The following is an 18648-nucleotide window of genomic DNA, read 5'->3' as shown; positions in this document are numbered from 1 at the left end:
TATTGTATCGCTACAGTACCTTTATTCTTCTACAATGGCTTTCGCACCCATTGTGCATTCAGGCCTTCAAGCTGATTACTCGTTATTTTTAATTTGACCTGTTATCGTTCCAAACCAGTCTTGAAGATTCCCACGCCGCTTTCCATCTTGCCTCAAATCCAATCCCTTTTTCTCAAGATAGTTGGAAAGGAGATCTGCGATTTCGAGATTGTTCAGATCGGAAAAGGCAAAGTGTGTATTGCCGCGAATGCCAATTTCAGGAAGATGCACCACAGTGGCATCACCTCCATGGCGGTTCACGGCGTCTGACCAAAGCTTCGCCATCGCCAGGCGTACGCGCCAACCGTCTTCGCCCGGATTTGCCGAAGGTTGCTCCGGAATGTTGTCGCCATAATAGATGACAATCGGTATCTTTGTGAGCTTCACGAAATCTGACAGAGGTATGCTGGACGCCTCAAGCGTGCCAACTGCACTAGGCATTGGAGCAGGCACTTCGCCTTCCGGGAAAAGGAAACCGCTGCCTGGTTCATAGGAAACGATGGCCTGGACATTTTGGTTCTTAATTGCCGTCATCCAACCTGGGCCTCCACCTTGTGAGTGGGTAACGAGAATGCCAGGCCCGACTTTATTAAACAGCTCGGATACTGAATCGGAAATTACCCCGGCATCGAAGGGGCCCGTGTTGGGCGTCATTTGGCGGAAGTATTGGTTCAATGCTTCCGGGTCGCGTGAGAACTGTACGTCTGGGAAAAATTCAGGCCAGTTGCCGAGACGAAACTGATTGAAAAATTGCTGTTCGTCTGGCGTAGCTGGGATTGTGCCTGGCACAGTGCTCCGTCCTGCTTGGCCGCGACGTGGCTGGTCGATCAAGTAGGTCCCGTAGCCGCGTTTCAAGAAAATGTTTTTAAAGCCTTCGCGTCCGTCCGGCGTGGTTTCCCAGGTCCTCGAGGACTGCCCGGCGCCATGCAAGAATACAAGAGGAAGTTTGCGCGCATTCACCGGTATCTGGTAGGATACAGAAGCATGATCACCGTGGAGCGTCTGTCCGTCAGGAGTCGTTTTGATGGGATCGAAGCTGCCGGGATTTTTGATTAGTGTTCCTCCGACTGCGAAACTGCCTTGCTCTCGGATGATCAGTGGTTCGGACCTGCCTTTACCGGCAGCAAATGCACTCCCTGCCACAATAAGGCTGGTAATGAGCAGGAGTGCGGAGAATAGTTTTAGATACTTTTTGTTCATCAAATCCTCCTGTTAATGAATGAATTTTAAAAAATCGCTTCATTTATCCCTCCAGCCTTCTGCCTGTCGTTCCGTATCAAAAGAACCTGCGATCTCTTCGGCTTTGGGGTTAATAATTGGTCCAGACATCCTGGGCTTCTTGAGGCTGCGAAATGCATTTTTCGGTGACGGCAAACGCTGGAAGGTACTTTCTAAGCCTAATTATGCAATAAAAAGAAAAAAAGACGGTATCACATTTCTCTTAATTGATTGCCTAATTCTTTCACTAGTAAAAACCCTATTCATGTAAACGAATTCTTTTGTGAATTTATAACCTGACCCTTAGCAGTAATTTAGTCGTTACTTGGCACAAAGATGTACGCGAATCACGATATCCTGATCATGATTGCCGAATCCGGAACCATAAAGCGTTAATCCCCCTATGTTAACGGCATCCTCGTCAACCGTGAAACGAAGCGTCCAGAACGGTTCACGCAGCTTGATCTCCGATACGGTCACGTCTGACATATGCTCTCCATCTATAAACGTTCCTATGGCGTCAATACGGATCGTCTTTAAAAGCCCGTATTGGTTCACATTTCGATGCCACCACTCCGGCGTATATCTTCCACGCGCAGCTCTTCCGAAGTCAGCCGGGCTTGTCCAGGTACCAAGGGAAATGCCGTTAAATGCGAACCGGATATCCGATGGCCAATGATCTCTCAAGCCTGGTGCTTCAGAAGCTATTTCCATAGAAATTTCGATGGCGTCAGCGGTTTGATCGGAACGCAAATAGTTAGGTGTCTTGTACTCCACGTAGCCTTTCCCGAACCAAAGGATGGCGGCATGAACCCGCTCGGGATCGAGAAAGTAGCGCGGGTCGTCCCAAACTCCGATTTCTTTCTCACGCGTTCCAAGCCCGCAGGTAGGATGGATTTCAAAAGCGGTATAATGCCCCACCGAGATCGTCTGCTCTCTGATCCTTGCGGTCCGGCTGGCGGTTGGCAGCTCGATCTCGATGTTTTTTTCTTTGAGGTAACACAATTTATGCGTCCCTCCATTTAGGCGTATTCTACGGCTACCGATCAATTCAGCCTGCTCGAGTTTTCGTATGTGCATGGTGATAATGGAGGGACTGAGTTCTAACGCAGCCGCAATGTCCTTGACATTCATTTCCCTGTCGGCAATCAAGTCCATAATTCTCCATCTGACCTCGCTTGCAAGCGCTTCGTATAAAGGCATGAATTGGAATTCTCCGTTCGCTTTGATCATAATCACATTCTCCTGACCACAACTGTTAAAATCACATATTTATTAATTTAACGAATTTAAACCAATCCTTCAACCCTGATCCATTGCAAGTTTTTGTACGATAGTGTTAAATTTCCTTATTAGCTCATCACATTGAATTCTTATATTTATGAATTTTAGAATTAGAGGTGGATCAATGAAATACAATAATCCGATCATCAAGGGATTCTATCCGGATCCAAGCATCTGCAAGGCGAATGGCAGCTATTATTTGGTTTGCAGTTCCTTTCAGTATTTCCCGGGCGTCCCTATTTTTGAAAGCAAAGATTTAATTAATTGGACTCAAATCGGGCATTGCATAACCCGTAAAAGCCAGATTCAGTTGGATACCGTAAATAGTTCCGGCGGCGTGTTCGCTCCTACTATTCGGTACTACAACAGGCGGTTCTATATGACCACGACCAACGACACCACTCATCAGAATTTCTATTTATGGACCGATGATATTTACGGGGAATGGTCTGATCCGGTCTATGTAGATCAAGGGGGAATCGATCCGGATTTGTATTTTGAGGACGGAAAGACTTTCTTTATGAGCAACGGGACAGACGATAACGGTGTTGGCGGAATCGTCCAGTGTGAAATTGACATAGAGACAGGTCGCAAACTGACACCGAGCCATTCGGTATGGCAAGGAACAGGCGGACGTTATTTGGAAAGCCCTCATTTGTATAAAATAAATGGACGTTATTACTTGATGGCAGCTGAAGGGGGAACCGAATATGGCCATATGGTCACTTATGCGCGGGGCGATTCCCCTTCTGGCCCGTTCGAAGCCTATCTGCAGAATCCCGTACTGACAAATCGAAATTTGGGCGGGTACGAGCTGCAGGGGGTTGGTCATGGCGACCTCATTCAGGATCACGAAGGAAATTGGTGGCTCTTTCATTTGGGATTCCGTCAGATTGGACAATGGCTCACCTATCATCACCTTGGTCGTGAAGTATTCCTTACGCCGGTTACCTTTAACGAGGACGGTTGGTTTACGGCAGGACATAATGGCACTACGTTAACGAGTTTCGAGACCGATCGCATCTCCGACATGGTGACTCAGGAGGAGAAGAAAATTTATACATTCGAGAACACGGATTGGAGCCTGGACTGGTGTTACCTCCGTCATCCTGTTGAGGAAAATTATAGGTTAGAACAAGGCAAGGCAACGCTGAAAGGGACCGAGGTGACACTCGATGTTCCGGCGTCACCTACCTTTATCGGCATTCGCCAAATTGACTTTGGCGCTACGATCGCTTGCGATGTAAGCCTTACGAGCGGAGAGTCCGGCATCACGATCTATATGGATGAACATCACCATTATGATTTGGCTATCCGCAAAGAGGAGAACGGGTATAAAGTAATCGAGCGCCTTGCTATTGGCGATATCCGATCTATCGAAAATATAGTGGATCTGGGAAGCGCTAACCATGCCACACTGGTTATTAGAGCTAGTCATGAACGATACAGCTTCCATACTTATGTAAATGGCGAGGATATCCTCTTGGGCTCGGCACAAACGAAATACCTCTCTTCGGAAGTAGCCGGGGGCTTTACTGGCGTAATCATTGGTCTATATGCCTATGGTGATGACTCTTTGGCTGAGTTTTCTAATTTTAAGTGCGAGTATGTTTGAAAGCTAAAGCATCAGATTTCGTGAAATAAGTATTAGACTTGCCTCACCTTTCAGTATTCAAAAAAACCGTCGAGATCATCTCAAAGGTTTTTTGAATACTACTTTAATGATTGAAATTGTGATTAATCCAGAACCCTTTTTTAACATTCTAAAATATGGTTGCTCTATGTTTGTTTGATGGAAATAACATTCTCCAATAGCTGAAAAGCATGCCAATAACACCCACAAGCCCTGCGATTTCTATCCCCTCATGAAAGTTTATAAACAGGAATAAATTATATTTCTCAAACGCGGGTGCAAGATAGGCTCCTGACTGTTCAGCAACTGCTGTCCATACATGACGGTAAGTTGTGAGATCGGATCGATGATGGCCAGACAACCTGCAGCACCGGACCAACCAAATTCGCCAATTGAGCTAAGTGATCCGCTTTTGGTAGCGGTAATATGGGTTCTGACACCCAATCCAAAGCCATAGCCAGCCATATGCTCCCAAGAGAAATCGCCACGCGTGCTCTCCGTCAGATGATCCATGCGCATTAACTCCACAGAAGCCGGTGACAGAATACGAATGTGGTTGGAACTTGTCCCCAGATTGGTTAGTGTATTTAGAAACATAGCATAATCGTTTACTGTTGAGAACAAACCCGCTCCGCCGCTCTCGTATTCGGAACCGAACCGCGCAATATTCTCGTCCTTGCGAATGGGCTTACCTAATTCTATGTCATATTCATACTGCGGCGCCAGGCGTCTTTGTTGTTCGCTCGAGAGATCGAAACCCGTATCTTTCAACCCTAGCGGTCCAGTAATTTCATCTCTTATATAGGTGCTGAATCGTCTCCCATCCACAACCTCAACAAGAGCAGCAAGCACGTCATGACAAAAACTGTAATTCCACCGAGTCCCCGGTTCGAACAATAGCGGCTCCTTTGCGAGTGCCTTCACGAAAATAAGAGTCGGAACTTTGCCGTTGGTGTGGTTTTTAACTTCCTGAATGAAAGGTGCTGCGAAATCGTGACAGAAGCCTGCCGTCATGGTAAACAGATCGCGCACCAAAATCTGCCTTTCTGCTTTATCCTGTACAACTTCTCCGTTAGGGAGAGTTTTATGTACACTCATCTCTAAAAATTCCGGCAGATAAAACGAAAGCGGGTCGTTTAAAAGGATCGCTCCCTTCTCAACAAGTTGTAACGCCGCTGTGCACGTGAGAATCTTCGTCATGGAATACATATTGATGATCTGTCCGTCATTGATAGGAGTCATCTCTTCCAAGTTTACATAGCCGTTACGATATCGATAAACCGTTTCATTGCGATGTATCACGAGAACTTCCGCCCACGGGATACGCCAAGAGGTGATGCGGTCTATAAAGTGGGAAAGCGGTTTGAAGTCCATAAGTACTCATTCTTTCTACAATAGAGTTTGTGAGTGCTCCAAAAAAATAAGATGATAATTCAATTTTAAGCCTATGGAAATCAAGTTGCTATCTAATAGCCCGACCACTCAGTTTAGGTATTCCGACTAAAATCATCTAGTTCAAAAAATTTTCATTACTTCAATTTTTTCCTCTTGTTGTTTTTATCCCACAGATGTTTTCTCCTTCAGCAAATACTTCAAGCAATAATCTTCCAATATGTTGCCGCATTCAATTAGTTATCAAGGTTAAAACCAAATTTGCTTGCGATAACTACTTTGTCACGAAAAGGCGCAAGTGCTTCTCCGACCAGCTCTTCGTTTGTAAATGGACCGTAAACTTCGGCAGTATCAAAGAACGTGACGCATTTTTCATATGCTGCACGAATGGTCTTAATGTCTTGGTCTTTGTCTGCAGGGGGGCCATAGTTGCCGCTAATACTCATGCACCCTAATCCTAATTCCGAGACTTCTAATTTTCCGAGATTTCGTTTTTCCATTTCAATTTCCTCCTTGATGGAGACTATAGTCGCTTCGGTTGGTAAATTATCTAAGAGTCTCCAGTGTCGTTTGAGAGTTACATTTAGTTGATCGCGCCTATCTCGTCGTTATCATTTAAGATGCCTTATTCTTCGATCGTAAACCATGGGCCTGAAGCTTGGATGACATTCCAAAGTTTTTCAGGAAGTTCCAACTCGCTTACTTTTGAAGTCTTAATTACGGTCACAATTTCAGCTTCGTTTCCATTCTGAACCTTTTCTACCCAGTCTGGATTCATGATTAACCCATGACCAACCGCTGCTAGGGATAAACCCTTATCTAATGCTGTTGCAACGTCATCTGGCGTTACCATAGAACCAGCAGCCAGTACGGGGATTCTGCCGTTTACATGATCTACAATTACTTCAACATATGTCTTTTCATCTAGACTATCGACTGGTTTTGACGAAAGGGCATTAACCAATGAAGCATGCACATAATCTATGCCCTCATCAATCAGACAATCAATCAAAGCATAGGTATCCTTCATTCTTAGACCGTCTTCTTGCGATTCGTCAGGAGATATTCTGTAGCCGAAAATAAACGGTTTTGTTGCATGTTTTTTTATCACACTGTTCATTTCCTGAATAACTGCCAATGGAAAACGCAAGCGATTTTCTAGTGAGCCTCCCCATTGATCCTCACGTCGGTTAAAGAACGGGGAAAAAAAGTTTTGAAGTAAAAAACCATGCGCGCCATGAATTTCAACGCCATCAAAACCTGCCTCAATGGCTCGTCTTGTTGTTTCGCCAAACGCTTGAATCACATCCAATATTTCATCGTGCGAAAGTTCTCTAGGCAAAACGGAAGGAGCAAATGCAGTAGCTTCGGTCTCTAAAGCGCTGGAACTAACCACGTCACCATTTGGAGTTAAGCCTGGTAATGCTTTGTTACCTGCGTGGAAAATTTGAAGGACTGCAGGTGCTCCCCCGCTTTTCGCCGCAACCGCCAATTTCCGCAAACTGGGAATGAATTTATCGTCGTAAGCTGCGAATTCATGCGTAAAACCTATACCGTTTGGTTGGACATGCGTACATCCGGTTATAACTAGACCTACGCCATTCACTCTTTTTTTGTAATATTTCACTTCATCATCTGAAATCGTGTAATCGTCATTACTGGACCAAGTAGTCATAGGTGCCATAACGACCCGATTTCTAAGGGTGATTCCTTTTTCAAATGTGAAGGATTCAAGTAAGTTGTTATATTTTGAGTTCATATTTTTAACCTCTTTCATGTGTTTTAAGTTATAGTCACTTGATTGTTGTTATTACCTGGTCTTTATAGGCTGTATTTAATTTGTCGTAATTTGATGCTCTTATTCACATTCTTTACAGAAGTCAACGGAGTAACCCAATCCTAGTGTTGCCAACCTGTGACTTCCGAGACTACTGCAGCTACAACTTAGGTACGCCCATCATTGATTCTGAGGCCGCCTTCTTCATAGAGTGTTTGACAACTTGGTAACATCACCACCTTATATATCAAATGATCGTTTAAGTTCATGTCTTCAACTCATTACTTTCGATAATTGTTTTCATATAGCCATCTTGTACTGCTTGAATCAGGGCTTTCCCCAGTTGTTCCGACGTCATGACATAACGTGACCTCTTCAATAAAGGATATAAAGGTCTCATTAGCCCATAAATAAGCTGGACTAATTTTGTTTTGGATTTCATTCCATGCATTGGAATGACAACGCCAGGGCGGAACATATTAGGTTTGTTTTTCATTCTGTTCAGCTTGATTTTGATTTGCTATTGAGGTAAGTTTACTTCACCAGCGCATCCATTACTTTGTTCCATAGCTCTATAAATTTGTTCATTTCGCTCATTTGCACACGGCTACAATTAACCACATGACAAAAAAACTTGAATCGAACTTCAGTGCGACCCAAGTTTTTAATTTTTTTGTCGAGGCATGCTGACACTTCGACATCAAAGACAGTTTGGCATACAGATGTGGAACAGAAGATCGCAGCAAGCTTGTTCGGATTCAAATCTTCATGAAAATTTCTTAAATATTAGATAAGATAAACACGAAATGCTGGCTCGATTTTGGAACTGATTATAGCATGATTCGTAATAACGTTATTTGGCGGGGCTCAATAACGTAAGTTGATTAGTGTTGTATCAAAACTTTTGCTTTATTTTCAAAAAGAAATATTCGTCACAAGAGGCGAATATATTTCGTAGTTATATTTAGGAGGAATTATTGATGTCTGTAAGAAACAGTGCGATTATTAAGGCGCCTCAAGCACTGATTAGGCCTCCGTATAATCAAAGTGTCTTAAAATTGAAAGGATTGTCTGTGATTGAATCCTGCTTATATAGCCAAGGTTCGAAGGGAACCATGTTTTTAGAGGATCATCTGCTTCTCTTCGTCCTTGAGGGAATGTACACGGTGAGATTCGGAAATCAGGAATATACGGTTTTTAAAAATGAGATGATACTTTTGCAAAAATCGATTGTTGTCGAATATGAGAAATCGGGAGATCCGGATTCTGAATATAAATTGGACTACATGATGTTTTTCCTGAAAGAAGATGTGCTCCGTGAATTTATGAAACTGGCAGATTACAAATCATCAAATCCGGCACAACTTGTTCCAGTGTGTGTACACTCCGTAAATGATCGTCTTGTCGGCTATTTGGAGTCTCTTAAGCCTTACTTCAATGAATCTGAAAAAATAAATGATGAACTGGTAAAGCTTAAGCTGCTGGAATTGTTGTTCAATGTAGTGGACACAGACAATCAGTTTCTGCTTCAGTTTTTACAGCTTAAACGCAAATCGAATAAAGGTATTGCCGAAGTTATTGAGGAGAACTTCATGAACCCTGTGTCAATAAGCGATCTTGCATACTTATCTGGAAAAAGTTTATCTGCTTTTAAAAGAGAGTTTCAAGCCACGTACAATACATCTCCTCTACAATGGATACGCAATCGTCGGTTGGACAAAGCGGAAGAACTGTTAACTCATTCGAATTTATCCGTTACAGATATTTGTTTTACGATTGGCTTTGAGAATGTAGCTCACTTTTCTAAAGTATTCAAAGAGCGATTTGGTTACCCGCCATCAACGTTAAAGAAGGCATAACATGAAGCTAGGTAAACTTCAACAACATTAAACACCTTGGGTCATACAAAATCGTATGATTCAAGGTTTTTTATAATGTGGTTCATCGAAGCCGTACAGGTTCGAAAAAGCCCCTGATAGTTAAAATTATATAAACGTCACCTCTCCTAAACCTTTCGCCCAGTGAGAACAGCACGAGACATATGGATCTTCTAGCGATGTCTGCGCCAACGAACAGCACTCCTACTTTTATTAAACAACGATCTGAAGAAACAACACGTTAAACATTAAAACAGGCAGCTGTTACCGCTGCCTGTTTTGCATAGTTATGTTTAATTTCATCCTTTTCTTCGTGAACCATGTTTCGGCATCGATTGCAATTTTGCATTATTTATTTTAGCCCGCCTTCATGCAGCGATCTCGTCTGTCATCAGATCAAAGTCAATCACATCGCAGTATTTATTAAGGTTTAATTAATACTTTGAGTGCTTCACGGTTGTCCATGGCACGATAACCCTCTGGAACACCGTCCAGATCAACAGTTACGTCAAAAACACGACCAGGTTCAACTGTACCTTCAAGGATGTCAGGTAATAATTCTTCCATGTATGCACGCGTTGGCGCCGGACCTCCCGTAAGCGTAATATTACGCCCGAAAAGACTTGCAAAGCCAATGGGAGCTTCATCATACTGCGGAACACCAACACGGCTGATAACTCCGCCGGCCCGAACGGCTCCAAGACTCATCTCATAAGCAGGCATAAGCCCGACACATTCAAGAACGACATGTGTTCCCTCACCATTCGTCAGCTCTCGAACTTTAGCGATGCCTTCTTCTCCGCGCTCAGGAATAACGTCTGTTGCGCCGAATTCAATACCAAGATCTGTCCGCTTCTTATGGCGGCCCATAAGGATAATTTTCTTGGCGCCGAGTTTCTTCGCTGACAGAACGGCAAGAAGACCAACAGCTCCATCACCAATAACCGTTACCGTCGTGTTCTGATTCACGCCTCCCATCACCGCCGCATGATAGCCCGTGCCATATACGTCAGACAATGTCAACAGGGACGGCAATAAAGGAGAGTTTTCATCAATTTCATCAGGCAATTTGAACATACTACCTTGTGCTTGAGGCAATCGAACGAATTCCGCCTGGCAGCCATTCATAAAGCCGCCATGCACACAAGACGTCATTAATCCTTCTTGGCAAAATGGACATGTGTTATCTCCATATGCAAAAGGAACGACGACCAAATCGCCTTTCTTGAATCCAGAAACTTCTGAACCCATTTCTTCAATCCTTCCGATCACTTCATGCCCCATTGCTTCGCCTTCGCCATGCTCATGGGCATGCATGTTGTGATAAGGATGCAGATCGCTTCCGCAAATGCAGGCAGCAACCACTTTCAAAATGGCATCCGTAGGTTTTTGCAATTTCGGTACGGGTACTTCTTCAACGCGAACATCACCAGCAGCATACATCATATTTGCTTTCATATCTATTCTCCGCCTTTTCTTTAAAAATGCTTTACATATAATCCTCAATGGATGATTTAGCTTTTTCATATCCTGCATTAGAAATTTTATTGTTTATTTTATAAGATAAGCATTGGATCTAAAGATCCGCTGGGTTAATCTCTACAGTTGATCAAACCATTCATCTGGGACCGCTTCAAACCATTCTGTTTCTCCTGGAGTCATGGCCAGGTGTACAAACCAGCTTTCTTTTGTTGCACCATGCCAATGTTTCACGTTAGGTGGAATATTGACCACATCACCCGTTTTGAGCATTCGCGCGGCTTTACCTTCTTCTTGATACCAGCCTTTCCCGCCGGTGACTAACAGAACTTGTCCCACCTGATGAGCGTGCCAGTTATTGCGGGACCCTGGAGCAAAGGTTACATTTCCGATTGCGGTATTCAAAGGCATTGGATCTGTAAACACCATTTGCAGGTAGGCGTCTCCCGTAAAGTTTGCTTTTACTTTTTCCCCTAAAGGAAAAATGGTGCTATTGCGAAGTTGTTCATTTTCCATCATTGATTCCTACTTTCAATGTTATTTAATAATGCTTATTCTCTCACAGAAAAGTCAGTAGAAGCTGCCAGTTCATTTTGCGTCTCGTAGTCGGCAACATATCCCTTTCTTATTCCGATTTCGCCGCTGCTTCATTTATACACCGGAGAGCATTCAAACTGCGCGGATAACCTATGAAAGGCAGGCATTGAGAAATGACTTTAATTAGAAACAACTTATCGTTCCCTAGCCTCATATTGGCAGCAGCATGGCTAGTCAACTGAGGTTCACATCCACCCTGGGCCAAAAGAAAGCAGAAGGTAATCATCTCTCTTTGTTTGTAGTCGAGCCCTTTGCGGGTATAGTAATCTCCAAAGCAGTTATCTGCCAGCCAGTGATTGATGTGCCGGCTCTCTTCCGGTCCTGACTTCCAGAAATCCTGCATGCTTTCACCAAAAATGTCCACCTGTGCCTGAATCCCTGCTTCCAAACGGTTTTCCGTAGTTGTAGTTGCCTGTCCTGGTAAAGGCAGTTCAACACCTCGTGCAGTCAATACCTCATTCACTGCATGCAGAAAAGGAAATACTCTTCCAATGCCTAAATAAGGTACGGACTGATAGACAATTTCTTTGGCTTCCACAGGAGTAACGCCAAAGTTGAGTGATGCTGGAAGCATAGCTTTAAACTCATCGATACCTTGACAGCCAATTAGTACGGACAGAATGGCCATCATACGAGCCCGTTCATCCAAATCGTCCTGATTCACGACTTCATCAAAAGCAAAGTTATCGAATCGTTCAATAAACTCCGGATCTGTTTCCAGGAACTTGGATTCGTAGCCTGGAAACATTTTTTCGTGATACTTTTTGGCTGCTTCCGTAATTCTCATGGTTTTCTCCTCCTACTTGAATCGCTTATTCCATTCTCCGATTTTGCCGAGTACTTCATTATAAATGCCTAGATTATTTCGATACCACGCTGGTCGCAATGCTCTTTGTTCTATTGTAGTTTGTTCAGAAGGTGTTTTTTTCGCTGGAACACTAAGCACTGAAGTAGTGATGTCTTTGTGGCTGTTACACATATTACAACATCCCTTTCTGTATAAAATGATAGATCAGGACGGGATTTGTGTCTCATCCTGTTTTTATTTTAATGTACTCACGTCTATTATTATAATGGATTCTTGTTTTTTGACTATTGTCAATATAAAGGGATTTGTACATTAATGAATATAATTTTTGGAATTGTCGATTATCTTCTTTGATTTTATTGAAAAAGCTTATGAAGGATAGCCATCCAACTAAGTATGATTAAACTCATTTCATTCCATACATTTGTGTTGATAAATTAATGAACATCTATTTTCGGTCAATTCATCAACGATTTTTGGTGAAAAATTCTCCTATCATTCTCTCCGCGGCTGTATTTTCGTTTTTTTTAAATTACGTATCATTATTCCTCCCTCGTATGTATTAATCCTATTTTACTTGTACTGGTCTACCACATATGAGACATAGGATATGACAGCTTCACGACTTCGTTTACGTCTTACGAATATCGGTTCGGAAAAGAATAAAGACCTGCTAGTTTCATTAGCAGGTCTTAGCTTGATACTATTTTTGTGAATGATGCCTGTTTATTTGACTACGACCCGCACACGGCAAAGATTCAGAACTTCGTATAGGGGTCACTACCATTTCCTTCTCTGTTTGACGCCGCGCGCAATACGGGGAAATATGTGCCGGGTTTGGTGAAAGCATAGTCTTTCGCCCTCTATTACGCACAAAATTGCATCTAGCACTTACTGTATCCACAGTTCACGCACTGCTTACAGCCCTCAATATTTATTAGGGAAGCAGAACCGCAGGAAGGGCATAAATCCCTTGACGAGCCTTCGACTGCTTGGTAACTTTTGCTCTCTGCCTTCGCGAGAATGACATCCTCAGCTGCGGCAGATTGTTCCTCTCCGCTATCCATATGCAGCTCTAACGATTTGGCAACGGCATCGGCAATGGACTCTACCCGATTAGCACCAAACCCGATCGCTCCCGAGCCCCCAATTCCTTTCAGGTGTTTAATTAGCAGCTTCACTTTATTGCCGTGATCGCCGTACCGCAGAAACAATGAACAGACGCGGCCCAATGCTTCAGCCATCGCAAATACGTCAGAGCCCGCTTTGCCCACGTTCAAAAATATTTCGCCCGGCGTTCCATTCAGGTCATTAATGGTGATGTAGGCCATGCCAAATGGCGTGTTGACCTTATAGGTCGCACCTCGAAGCACCTGCGGTCTTCGCTTATATTGTTTATCGACCACCTGCTCCGACTGAATCGCCGGAACTGCCGCTTCTACCAAATCAGCGTCAAAATAATCTTGGCTTTCCACAGCCGGCGGCGACAAAGCTTCCGCTTGTCGTTCATCCGCCGTTTCCCCGGCTTTCTGCTCCGGTCCCTCATTCTTTTTCGTTGAAAGCACCTGCACATCTCTGCTTCCATCCCGGTAGATAGTTACCCCTTTACACCCCAGCTCAAATGCCAGCTCGTACAGGCGCCCTGTTTCTTCTATCGTAAAGTCCGCAGGGCAATTCGCCGTTTTGGAAATCGAGCTGTCTACCCAGCGCTGGATCGTTGCCTGCACCCGGATATGATCCTCCGCGGATAAGCTCATCGATGTTACGAAATAGTCGGGAAGCTCCTCGCCTGGATGCGATTCCTTCCATGCCGCCGCGATCGGAACATCCTGTTTGTCATACCCCAAACGGCTTTGACGATAATATTCGAATGCAAAATAAGGCTCTATACCGGTTGAGGTTCCAACCATCGTTCCCGTGCTCCCGGTTGGCGCCTGGGTGATCACGGTCACGTTGCGCATGCCATGATTGGCAACGGACTCTCCAATCTCCGGAAACTGGGCAATCAAATGTTTCATAAACCCGCTTTGAACGTAAAGCTCAGCATCAAATGCTTGGAAGGATCCTTTCTCAGCTGCAATTTCCGTCGATGCCAAATAGGATTCACGAGCCATAAATGCATACAGCTTATCCAAAAAAACCAAGGATTCCGCGCTTCCATAGCGAATGCCCAGCTTAATCATAAGCTCCGCCAGCCCCATCGTCCCGAGCCCGATGCGCCGCTCCAGCTTTTGATTTCGTTCATTTTCTTCAAAATGATAAGGGGTCTTGTCGATCACATTATCCAGAAACCGTACCGACCACCTCGTCACCTTGCCAAGTTCCTCCCAGGCGACGTCATGCTTCTCCTCATCATAAAATTTGGATAAGTTCACCGCCGATAAATTACATACTCCCCAGCCCGGCAATCCTTGTTCCCCGCATGGATTCGTGCTAATAATCGGATTAAAATACCAGCTGTTCGACATTTGGTTGTAATATTCCATGAAAACAACGCCAGGCTCGGCGGATTTCCAAGCGGATTCGATTATGGCTTGCCAGATCTCGCGGGCGCGTACTGTTTTGTAAGATATAATTTTTTTGCCAAGCCGTTTCCACTCTTCCAGATCGCCATTCCAAAGCTCGTCATAGCCTGATTCCTTCGTATCCGGGAAAACAAGCTCCCAATCCTGATCGTCCTTCACCGCCTGCATGAATGCGTTGCTTAAACAAACCGACAAATTAGCATTCGTAACTTGGCCCATCGTTTGCTTGACGGTGATGAATTCCAATACATCCGGATGCCAATCATTCAGCATAAGCATTAGCGCACCCCTGCGGCTGCCGCCCTGCTCGATTAACCCCGTCGTGTAGCTGAATAAACCTCCCCAGGAAACAGCGCCGCTAGAGGAACCGTTTACCCCGGCTACGATAGCTCGCCGCGGACGAAGTGACGACAGGTTCATCCCTACGCCGCCGCCGCGGGCCATGATTTCCGTCATTTCAGATAGTGTCGTCATAATCCCGCCGCGGCTGTCCTTCGGCGATGGGATGACGTAGCAATTAAAGAGAGTCAGCTCTTCGCTGGCTCCAGCTCCCGCTGCAATTCGTCCGCCAGGGACCAGCTTCCAATCATCTAGAATATATCTGAATTTCTCCTGCCATTCCCGCTGCTTCTCCGGCTCAACCTCAACCGAGGCCATCGCACCGGCCAGCCGATCCCACATTTCCTCAGGAGTCTTCTCAATCGTAAGCGTCAGCTTCTCGATGCTAGATTTTACTTGTTCCCCGCTTCTAAGCTTTACCGTTACTGTCTCTCCTTCACGCGCAATGATTTCCCCGACTTCTTTCACCGGGAACTTCGGGTCATCCTTGGTCAGAACGAGTACGATATCCCCTACTTTCGATTTGCTTGTGTCCGCATTTTTCCAAGCGTAGCGGTCCAAAAATATTTTCTCGCTTAACCCCTCAAGCTTCTTTCCATCAGACGTCTTCATCGTAGCCTCTTCCTCCTTCGAACTACCGCGCTGCAAGCATATGTATAGTTATGATATGCATATAGCACAATATATTGTGTGATAAAATGATTATACTATACCACATATTGATTTTCAGGCTTGTATATGGCTGAAAACAACAATCCCAGCCGCTTACATGCCTATTATCATTCTTTTTCTTGTCCATCCTCTTTTTTAACCAGCATCTTATTAATATTGAATGAAAAGGCAATACTGATTACAACTTATCCCTTTTACCGCGGAAGGAGCTGCACCAGATGACATTCCAGACAACGCCGCAGGCTGCCTCAGCCGAAGCGGGAAACGCGATCGCAACGCGTAAGCTTCATCCACTTGTCGACCTGCAATGTGACCGTTCTTGGTTTGAAGAGCTGCAAAACCGCACAACGCGGGGCGGCCCATGGGATGATTGGACGTTATATCAGCTCACGATGGAGGCAGAACAGGCAAAACGAATCGAAAGCTTCGAGCAGCTGCTGTGTCTGCGCTCGCTGCCATCCTTTGAGCCGATGCCGCATCAAATCAGCACGGCGCGCAAAGTTGTTCACGAAATGGGCGGACGCGCGATTCTTGCCGATGAGGTTGGCCTTGGCAAAACGATAGAAGCCGGGCTCGTACTCAAAGAATATATTGTTCGCGGTTTAGCGAAACGAGTTTTGATTCTCGTTCCAGCCTCGCTTGTTTTGCAATGGGTGCGCGAGCTTAATCAAAAGTTCGGCATTTCCGCCGTGGCCCAGAAAAAAGAGCATACCTGGGGCTATGATGTGGTAGTAGCTTCAATCGATACCGCTAAGAGAGAGCCGCACCGCGAGCTTGTACTCGGTACCGACTACGACCTCATCATTATTGACGAGGCTCATAAACTGAAAAACAAGAAAACGACGAACTATCAGTTCGCCAATCTCTTGCGCAAAAAGTACTGTTTGCTGCTCACGGCTACGCCGATTCAAAACGATATGGATGAGCTGTTCAACCTAATCACGCTGCTAAAGCCCGGACAGCTTGGCGGCTTAAGCGACTTTGCAGCTAATTTCGTCGTCGATAAGCGCGTGCCGAAAAATGAAGATCAGCTTCAGGAGGCGCTTTCCGGCGTGATGATCCGCAATCGCCGCGGTGACGGAGGCATCCATTTCACGAAACGTTTTGTCAAAAATATCCCGCTCACCTTATCCGAAGAAGAGAAAGCGCTCTATGACGCGGTGACCGGCTTTGTGAAGGAACGATACGACGAAAGCGGCGGGGATTTAACCAGCATGCTCTCCCTCGTTACACTGCAGCGCGAAGTCTGCAGCAGCCGGGATGCCGTTTTTTTGACTCTCGTCAATCTGTTCAAGAAAACTTCCGAGGACTCTCCTATGCGTCCGAAAATCTGGGAGCTCGTCGAGAAAATTCGCAATATCAAAGCAAATACGAAAGCAGAAAAAGCGATGGAGCTTGTCAAAGAAATGGATGACAAGGTCATCATCTTCACGGAGTACCGGGCTACCCAGGAGTATCTGCTCCAGTTTTTCCGCGCGCAAAACATGATCGCAGTACCATACCGGGGCGGCATGAACCGCGGCAAAAAGGACTGGATGATGGATTTATTCCGCGGCCGCGCACAAATCCTGATCGCTACGGAAGCAGGCGGCGAAGGCATTAATCTTCAATTTTGCCACCATATGATTAACTTCGATCTCCCCTGGAATCCGATGAGAGTAGAGCAGCGCATAGGGCGCGTGCATCGCCTTGGACAAAAGGAAGACGTGAAAATTTACAATCTATGCACCATCGGCACCATCGAAGAGCATATCGTAAATCTATTACATGAAAAAATTAATCTGTTCGAGCTGGTCATTGGAGAGCTTGATCATATTTTGGAACGCTTCGAGAAAGGGGACGGCTCCTTGGAGCAGCGGCTGGCCAAAATGCTGCTTGAATCAGGCAATGAGTCGGATTTGAAGCAGAAAATCAATCATTTGGGCTCCTCGCTCAGCCGGATCAGAGAAGAGGTAAAGATTGGCGAAAACCCCTTTCCCGCCAGCCCCGATCTGCTCATTAATCTGGATACGCTTGGACAATCCGTGGAGGTGCAGCCTTGAACGAGAAACAGGTGCACAAATTCGTCAATCGATATTTAGAGGCGACAGAATGTTCCATTTTGGAAAAATCGCCCAGCCACTTTACGGTCAAGCTCTCTCCTCTCGCCGACCGCGAGCTGACGAACCGCCCGTATTACTGGAGCTTCGTAGACCGGGTTAACGCCGAACCGGAGACGATGACCTTCTTGTTCGTGACGGACAAAAACAAATATGACGCTGCCGAGGAAACCAAAAAAGCCGAAGCGGCAGCCATCCAGCAGAATACCGCGGAAGACGCTCAAAATGCGGCAGCGAATGCCGCTCTTGGACGCTCACTCGGCTTCGTGCACGGCAATCTCGCCGCTCCTGCCCGGGTACCCCGCGAGGACTTATTTTTTGGCGCCCGTAAGCTCGACATGCTGTTCGACGCGGCGAAATCGAAAGGAAGCTTCGTTTATTTATTTCAAGAGCCTGATAAACGAAGCAGCAATCCCTTTTCGTCCACACCGTATACCGCGTGGCTCGGCGTCAATATGCGCGTTGAATTCGCATGCGACCGCAAACGCGAAGAAATCCATTGCTTCGGCATTTCGCTGGCGACAGGACAATGCGTTGAGCAGTTTTATGACCGTTTGCTCACCCATAAACTTTCACCAAGGCTGCCCGCTAATATTCATATTACCAAGAACGGCATCACCTTCAATAAAGCGCTCGGCATCGTGGAGCAAGCACTCGAACGCAAGCTTCGTACCTATGACTACGGCTGGGCTGAGAGTGCTTCCGCAAGACTTAAAGAGGAGCTTGAGCGAATAAGCGGTTATTATGAACCGCTAATTCACAATGCCCTAGAAGACAATAAGCCGGCAATCGAGGAGCAATTCGAGCAGCGGAAATCAGAAATAAAATGGCAATACGAGCCTCGGGTGACTGCGTCCGCCATTAACTGCGGTATCTTTCATCTGGAAGGCATCGACTGACATGGATTAG

The 18648-nt window shown here is 45.4% G+C and carries 12 protein-coding genes and 1 pseudogene; 4 read left to right on the top strand and 9 right to left on the bottom strand.

Going from position 1 to position 18648, the window contains the following annotated elements; all coding sequences use genetic code 11:
* Nucleotides 1-75: 75 nt before the first annotated feature.
* Complete coding sequence (locus ACN6MW_RS26285) at nt 76-1239, bottom strand: alpha/beta hydrolase (RefSeq protein ID WP_419872788.1); 1164 nt, start codon at nt 1237-1239, stop codon at nt 76-78.
* Between the two features lie 339 nt (nt 1240-1578).
* Entirely contained in the window at nt 1579-2490 is a 912-nt protein-coding gene (locus ACN6MW_RS26280) for an ArsR/SmtB family transcription factor (RefSeq protein WP_419872787.1), read from the bottom strand.
* A gap of 175 nt (nt 2491-2665) precedes the next feature.
* Between ACN6MW_RS26280 and ACN6MW_RS26275 the strand changes: the two genes are divergently transcribed.
* Nucleotides 2666-4156 carry a glycoside hydrolase family 43 protein gene (locus ACN6MW_RS26275; RefSeq protein ID WP_419872786.1) on the top strand — a complete coding sequence of 497 codons (1491 nt, stop codon included), beginning with the start codon at nt 2666-2668 and terminating at the stop codon, nt 4154-4156.
* A gap of 258 nt (nt 4157-4414) precedes the next feature.
* Here the strand turns inward: ACN6MW_RS26275 and ACN6MW_RS26270 are convergent, their stop codons facing one another.
* The 3 genes and pseudogenes from ACN6MW_RS26270 to ACN6MW_RS26260 all read right to left on the bottom strand — a co-directional run bounded on the left by ACN6MW_RS26270 (nt 4415) and on the right by ACN6MW_RS26260 (nt 7325).
* Complete coding sequence (locus ACN6MW_RS26270) at nt 4415-5548, bottom strand: serine hydrolase domain-containing protein (protein WP_419872785.1); 1134 nt, start codon at nt 5546-5548, stop codon at nt 4415-4417.
* 260 nt (nt 5549-5808) lie between these two features.
* Nucleotides 5809-6066, bottom strand: a pseudogene (locus tag ACN6MW_RS26265) (aldo/keto reductase); the annotation flags it as partial.
* 125 nt (nt 6067-6191) lie between these two features.
* A complete protein-coding gene (locus ACN6MW_RS26260; protein ID WP_419872784.1) occupies nt 6192-7325 on the bottom strand; it encodes an NADH-dependent flavin oxidoreductase in 1134 nt (377 codons plus the stop codon).
* 998 nt (nt 7326-8323) lie between these two features.
* Here ACN6MW_RS26260 and ACN6MW_RS26255 point away from each other — a divergent pair.
* Entirely contained in the window at nt 8324-9202 is an 879-nt protein-coding gene (locus ACN6MW_RS26255) for an AraC family transcriptional regulator (protein WP_419872783.1), read from the top strand.
* Nucleotides 9203-9643: 441 nt separating this feature from the next.
* On the opposite strand, the gene ACN6MW_RS26250 is transcribed toward ACN6MW_RS26255, so the two are convergent.
* The 4 genes from ACN6MW_RS26250 to ACN6MW_RS26235 form a co-directional block, all read right to left on the bottom strand.
* On the bottom strand, nt 9644-10678 hold the full coding sequence (locus ACN6MW_RS26250; RefSeq protein WP_419872782.1) for a zinc-binding dehydrogenase: 1035 nt from the start codon (nt 10676-10678) through the stop codon (nt 9644-9646).
* Nucleotides 10679-10819: 141 nt separating this feature from the next.
* Nucleotides 10820-11215 (bottom strand): cupin domain-containing protein, encoded by a 396-nt coding sequence (locus tag ACN6MW_RS26245; RefSeq protein ID WP_419876454.1) that lies wholly within the window; start codon nt 11213-11215, stop codon nt 10820-10822.
* Nucleotides 11216-11324: 109 nt separating this feature from the next.
* Complete coding sequence (locus ACN6MW_RS26240) at nt 11325-12083, bottom strand: carboxymuconolactone decarboxylase family protein (RefSeq protein WP_419872781.1); 759 nt, start codon at nt 12081-12083, stop codon at nt 11325-11327.
* A gap of 905 nt (nt 12084-12988) precedes the next feature.
* Nucleotides 12989-15580, bottom strand: a complete 2592-nt coding sequence (locus ACN6MW_RS26235; RefSeq protein ID WP_419872780.1) for an adenosylcobalamin-dependent ribonucleoside-diphosphate reductase — start codon at nt 15578-15580, stop codon at nt 12989-12991.
* A 278-nt stretch (nt 15581-15858) separates the two neighbouring features.
* Here ACN6MW_RS26235 and ACN6MW_RS26230 point away from each other — a divergent pair, with 278 nt between their 5' ends.
* On the top strand, nt 15859-17682 hold the full coding sequence (locus tag ACN6MW_RS26230; protein ID WP_419872779.1) for a DEAD/DEAH box helicase: 1824 nt from the start codon (nt 15859-15861) through the stop codon (nt 17680-17682).
* Nucleotides 17679-18638 (top strand): YqhG family protein, encoded by a 960-nt coding sequence (locus ACN6MW_RS26225; RefSeq protein WP_419872778.1) that lies wholly within the window; start codon nt 17679-17681, stop codon nt 18636-18638. The genes ACN6MW_RS26230 and ACN6MW_RS26225 overlap by 4 nt, the downstream gene beginning before the upstream one ends.
* Nucleotides 18639-18648 lie beyond the last annotated feature (10 nt).

This window comes from Pristimantibacillus sp. PTI5 (genome assembly GCF_048572955.1).
Lineage (GTDB): Bacteria > Bacillota > Bacilli > Paenibacillales > Paenibacillaceae > Pristimantibacillus.
The sequence above is the reverse complement of the archived record's forward strand: the minus strand, read 5'-3'. Positions and strand labels throughout refer to the sequence as shown.

What these genes read in the sequence shown, in the direction of transcription:
- ACN6MW_RS26285 (WP_419872788.1), bottom strand. Translation starts at nt 1,239, where the DNA reads ATGAACAAAAAGTATCTAAAACTATTCTCCGCACTCCTGCTCATTACC.
- ACN6MW_RS26280 (WP_419872787.1), bottom strand. Translation starts at nt 2,490, where the DNA reads ATGATCAAAGCGAACGGAGAATTCCAATTCATGCCTTTATACGAAGCG.
- ACN6MW_RS26275 (WP_419872786.1), top strand. Translation starts at nt 2,666, where the DNA reads ATGAAATACAATAATCCGATCATCAAGGGATTCTATCCGGATCCAAGC.
- ACN6MW_RS26270 (WP_419872785.1), bottom strand. Translation starts at nt 5,548, where the DNA reads ATGGACTTCAAACCGCTTTCCCACTTTATAGACCGCATCACCTCTTGG.
- ACN6MW_RS26260 (WP_419872784.1), bottom strand. Translation starts at nt 7,325, where the DNA reads ATGAACTCAAAATATAACAACTTACTTGAATCCTTCACATTTGAAAAA.
- ACN6MW_RS26255 (WP_419872783.1), top strand. Translation starts at nt 8,324, where the DNA reads ATGTCTGTAAGAAACAGTGCGATTATTAAGGCGCCTCAAGCACTGATT.
- ACN6MW_RS26250 (WP_419872782.1), bottom strand. Translation starts at nt 10,678, where the DNA reads ATGAAAGCAAATATGATGTATGCTGCTGGTGATGTTCGCGTTGAAGAA.
- ACN6MW_RS26245 (WP_419876454.1), bottom strand. Translation starts at nt 11,215, where the DNA reads ATGGAAAATGAACAACTTCGCAATAGCACCATTTTTCCTTTAGGGGAA.
- ACN6MW_RS26240 (WP_419872781.1), bottom strand. Translation starts at nt 12,083, where the DNA reads ATGAGAATTACGGAAGCAGCCAAAAAGTATCACGAAAAAATGTTTCCA.
- ACN6MW_RS26235 (WP_419872780.1), bottom strand. Translation starts at nt 15,580, where the DNA reads ATGAAGACGTCTGATGGAAAGAAGCTTGAGGGGTTAAGCGAGAAAATA.
- ACN6MW_RS26230 (WP_419872779.1), top strand. Translation starts at nt 15,859, where the DNA reads ATGACATTCCAGACAACGCCGCAGGCTGCCTCAGCCGAAGCGGGAAAC.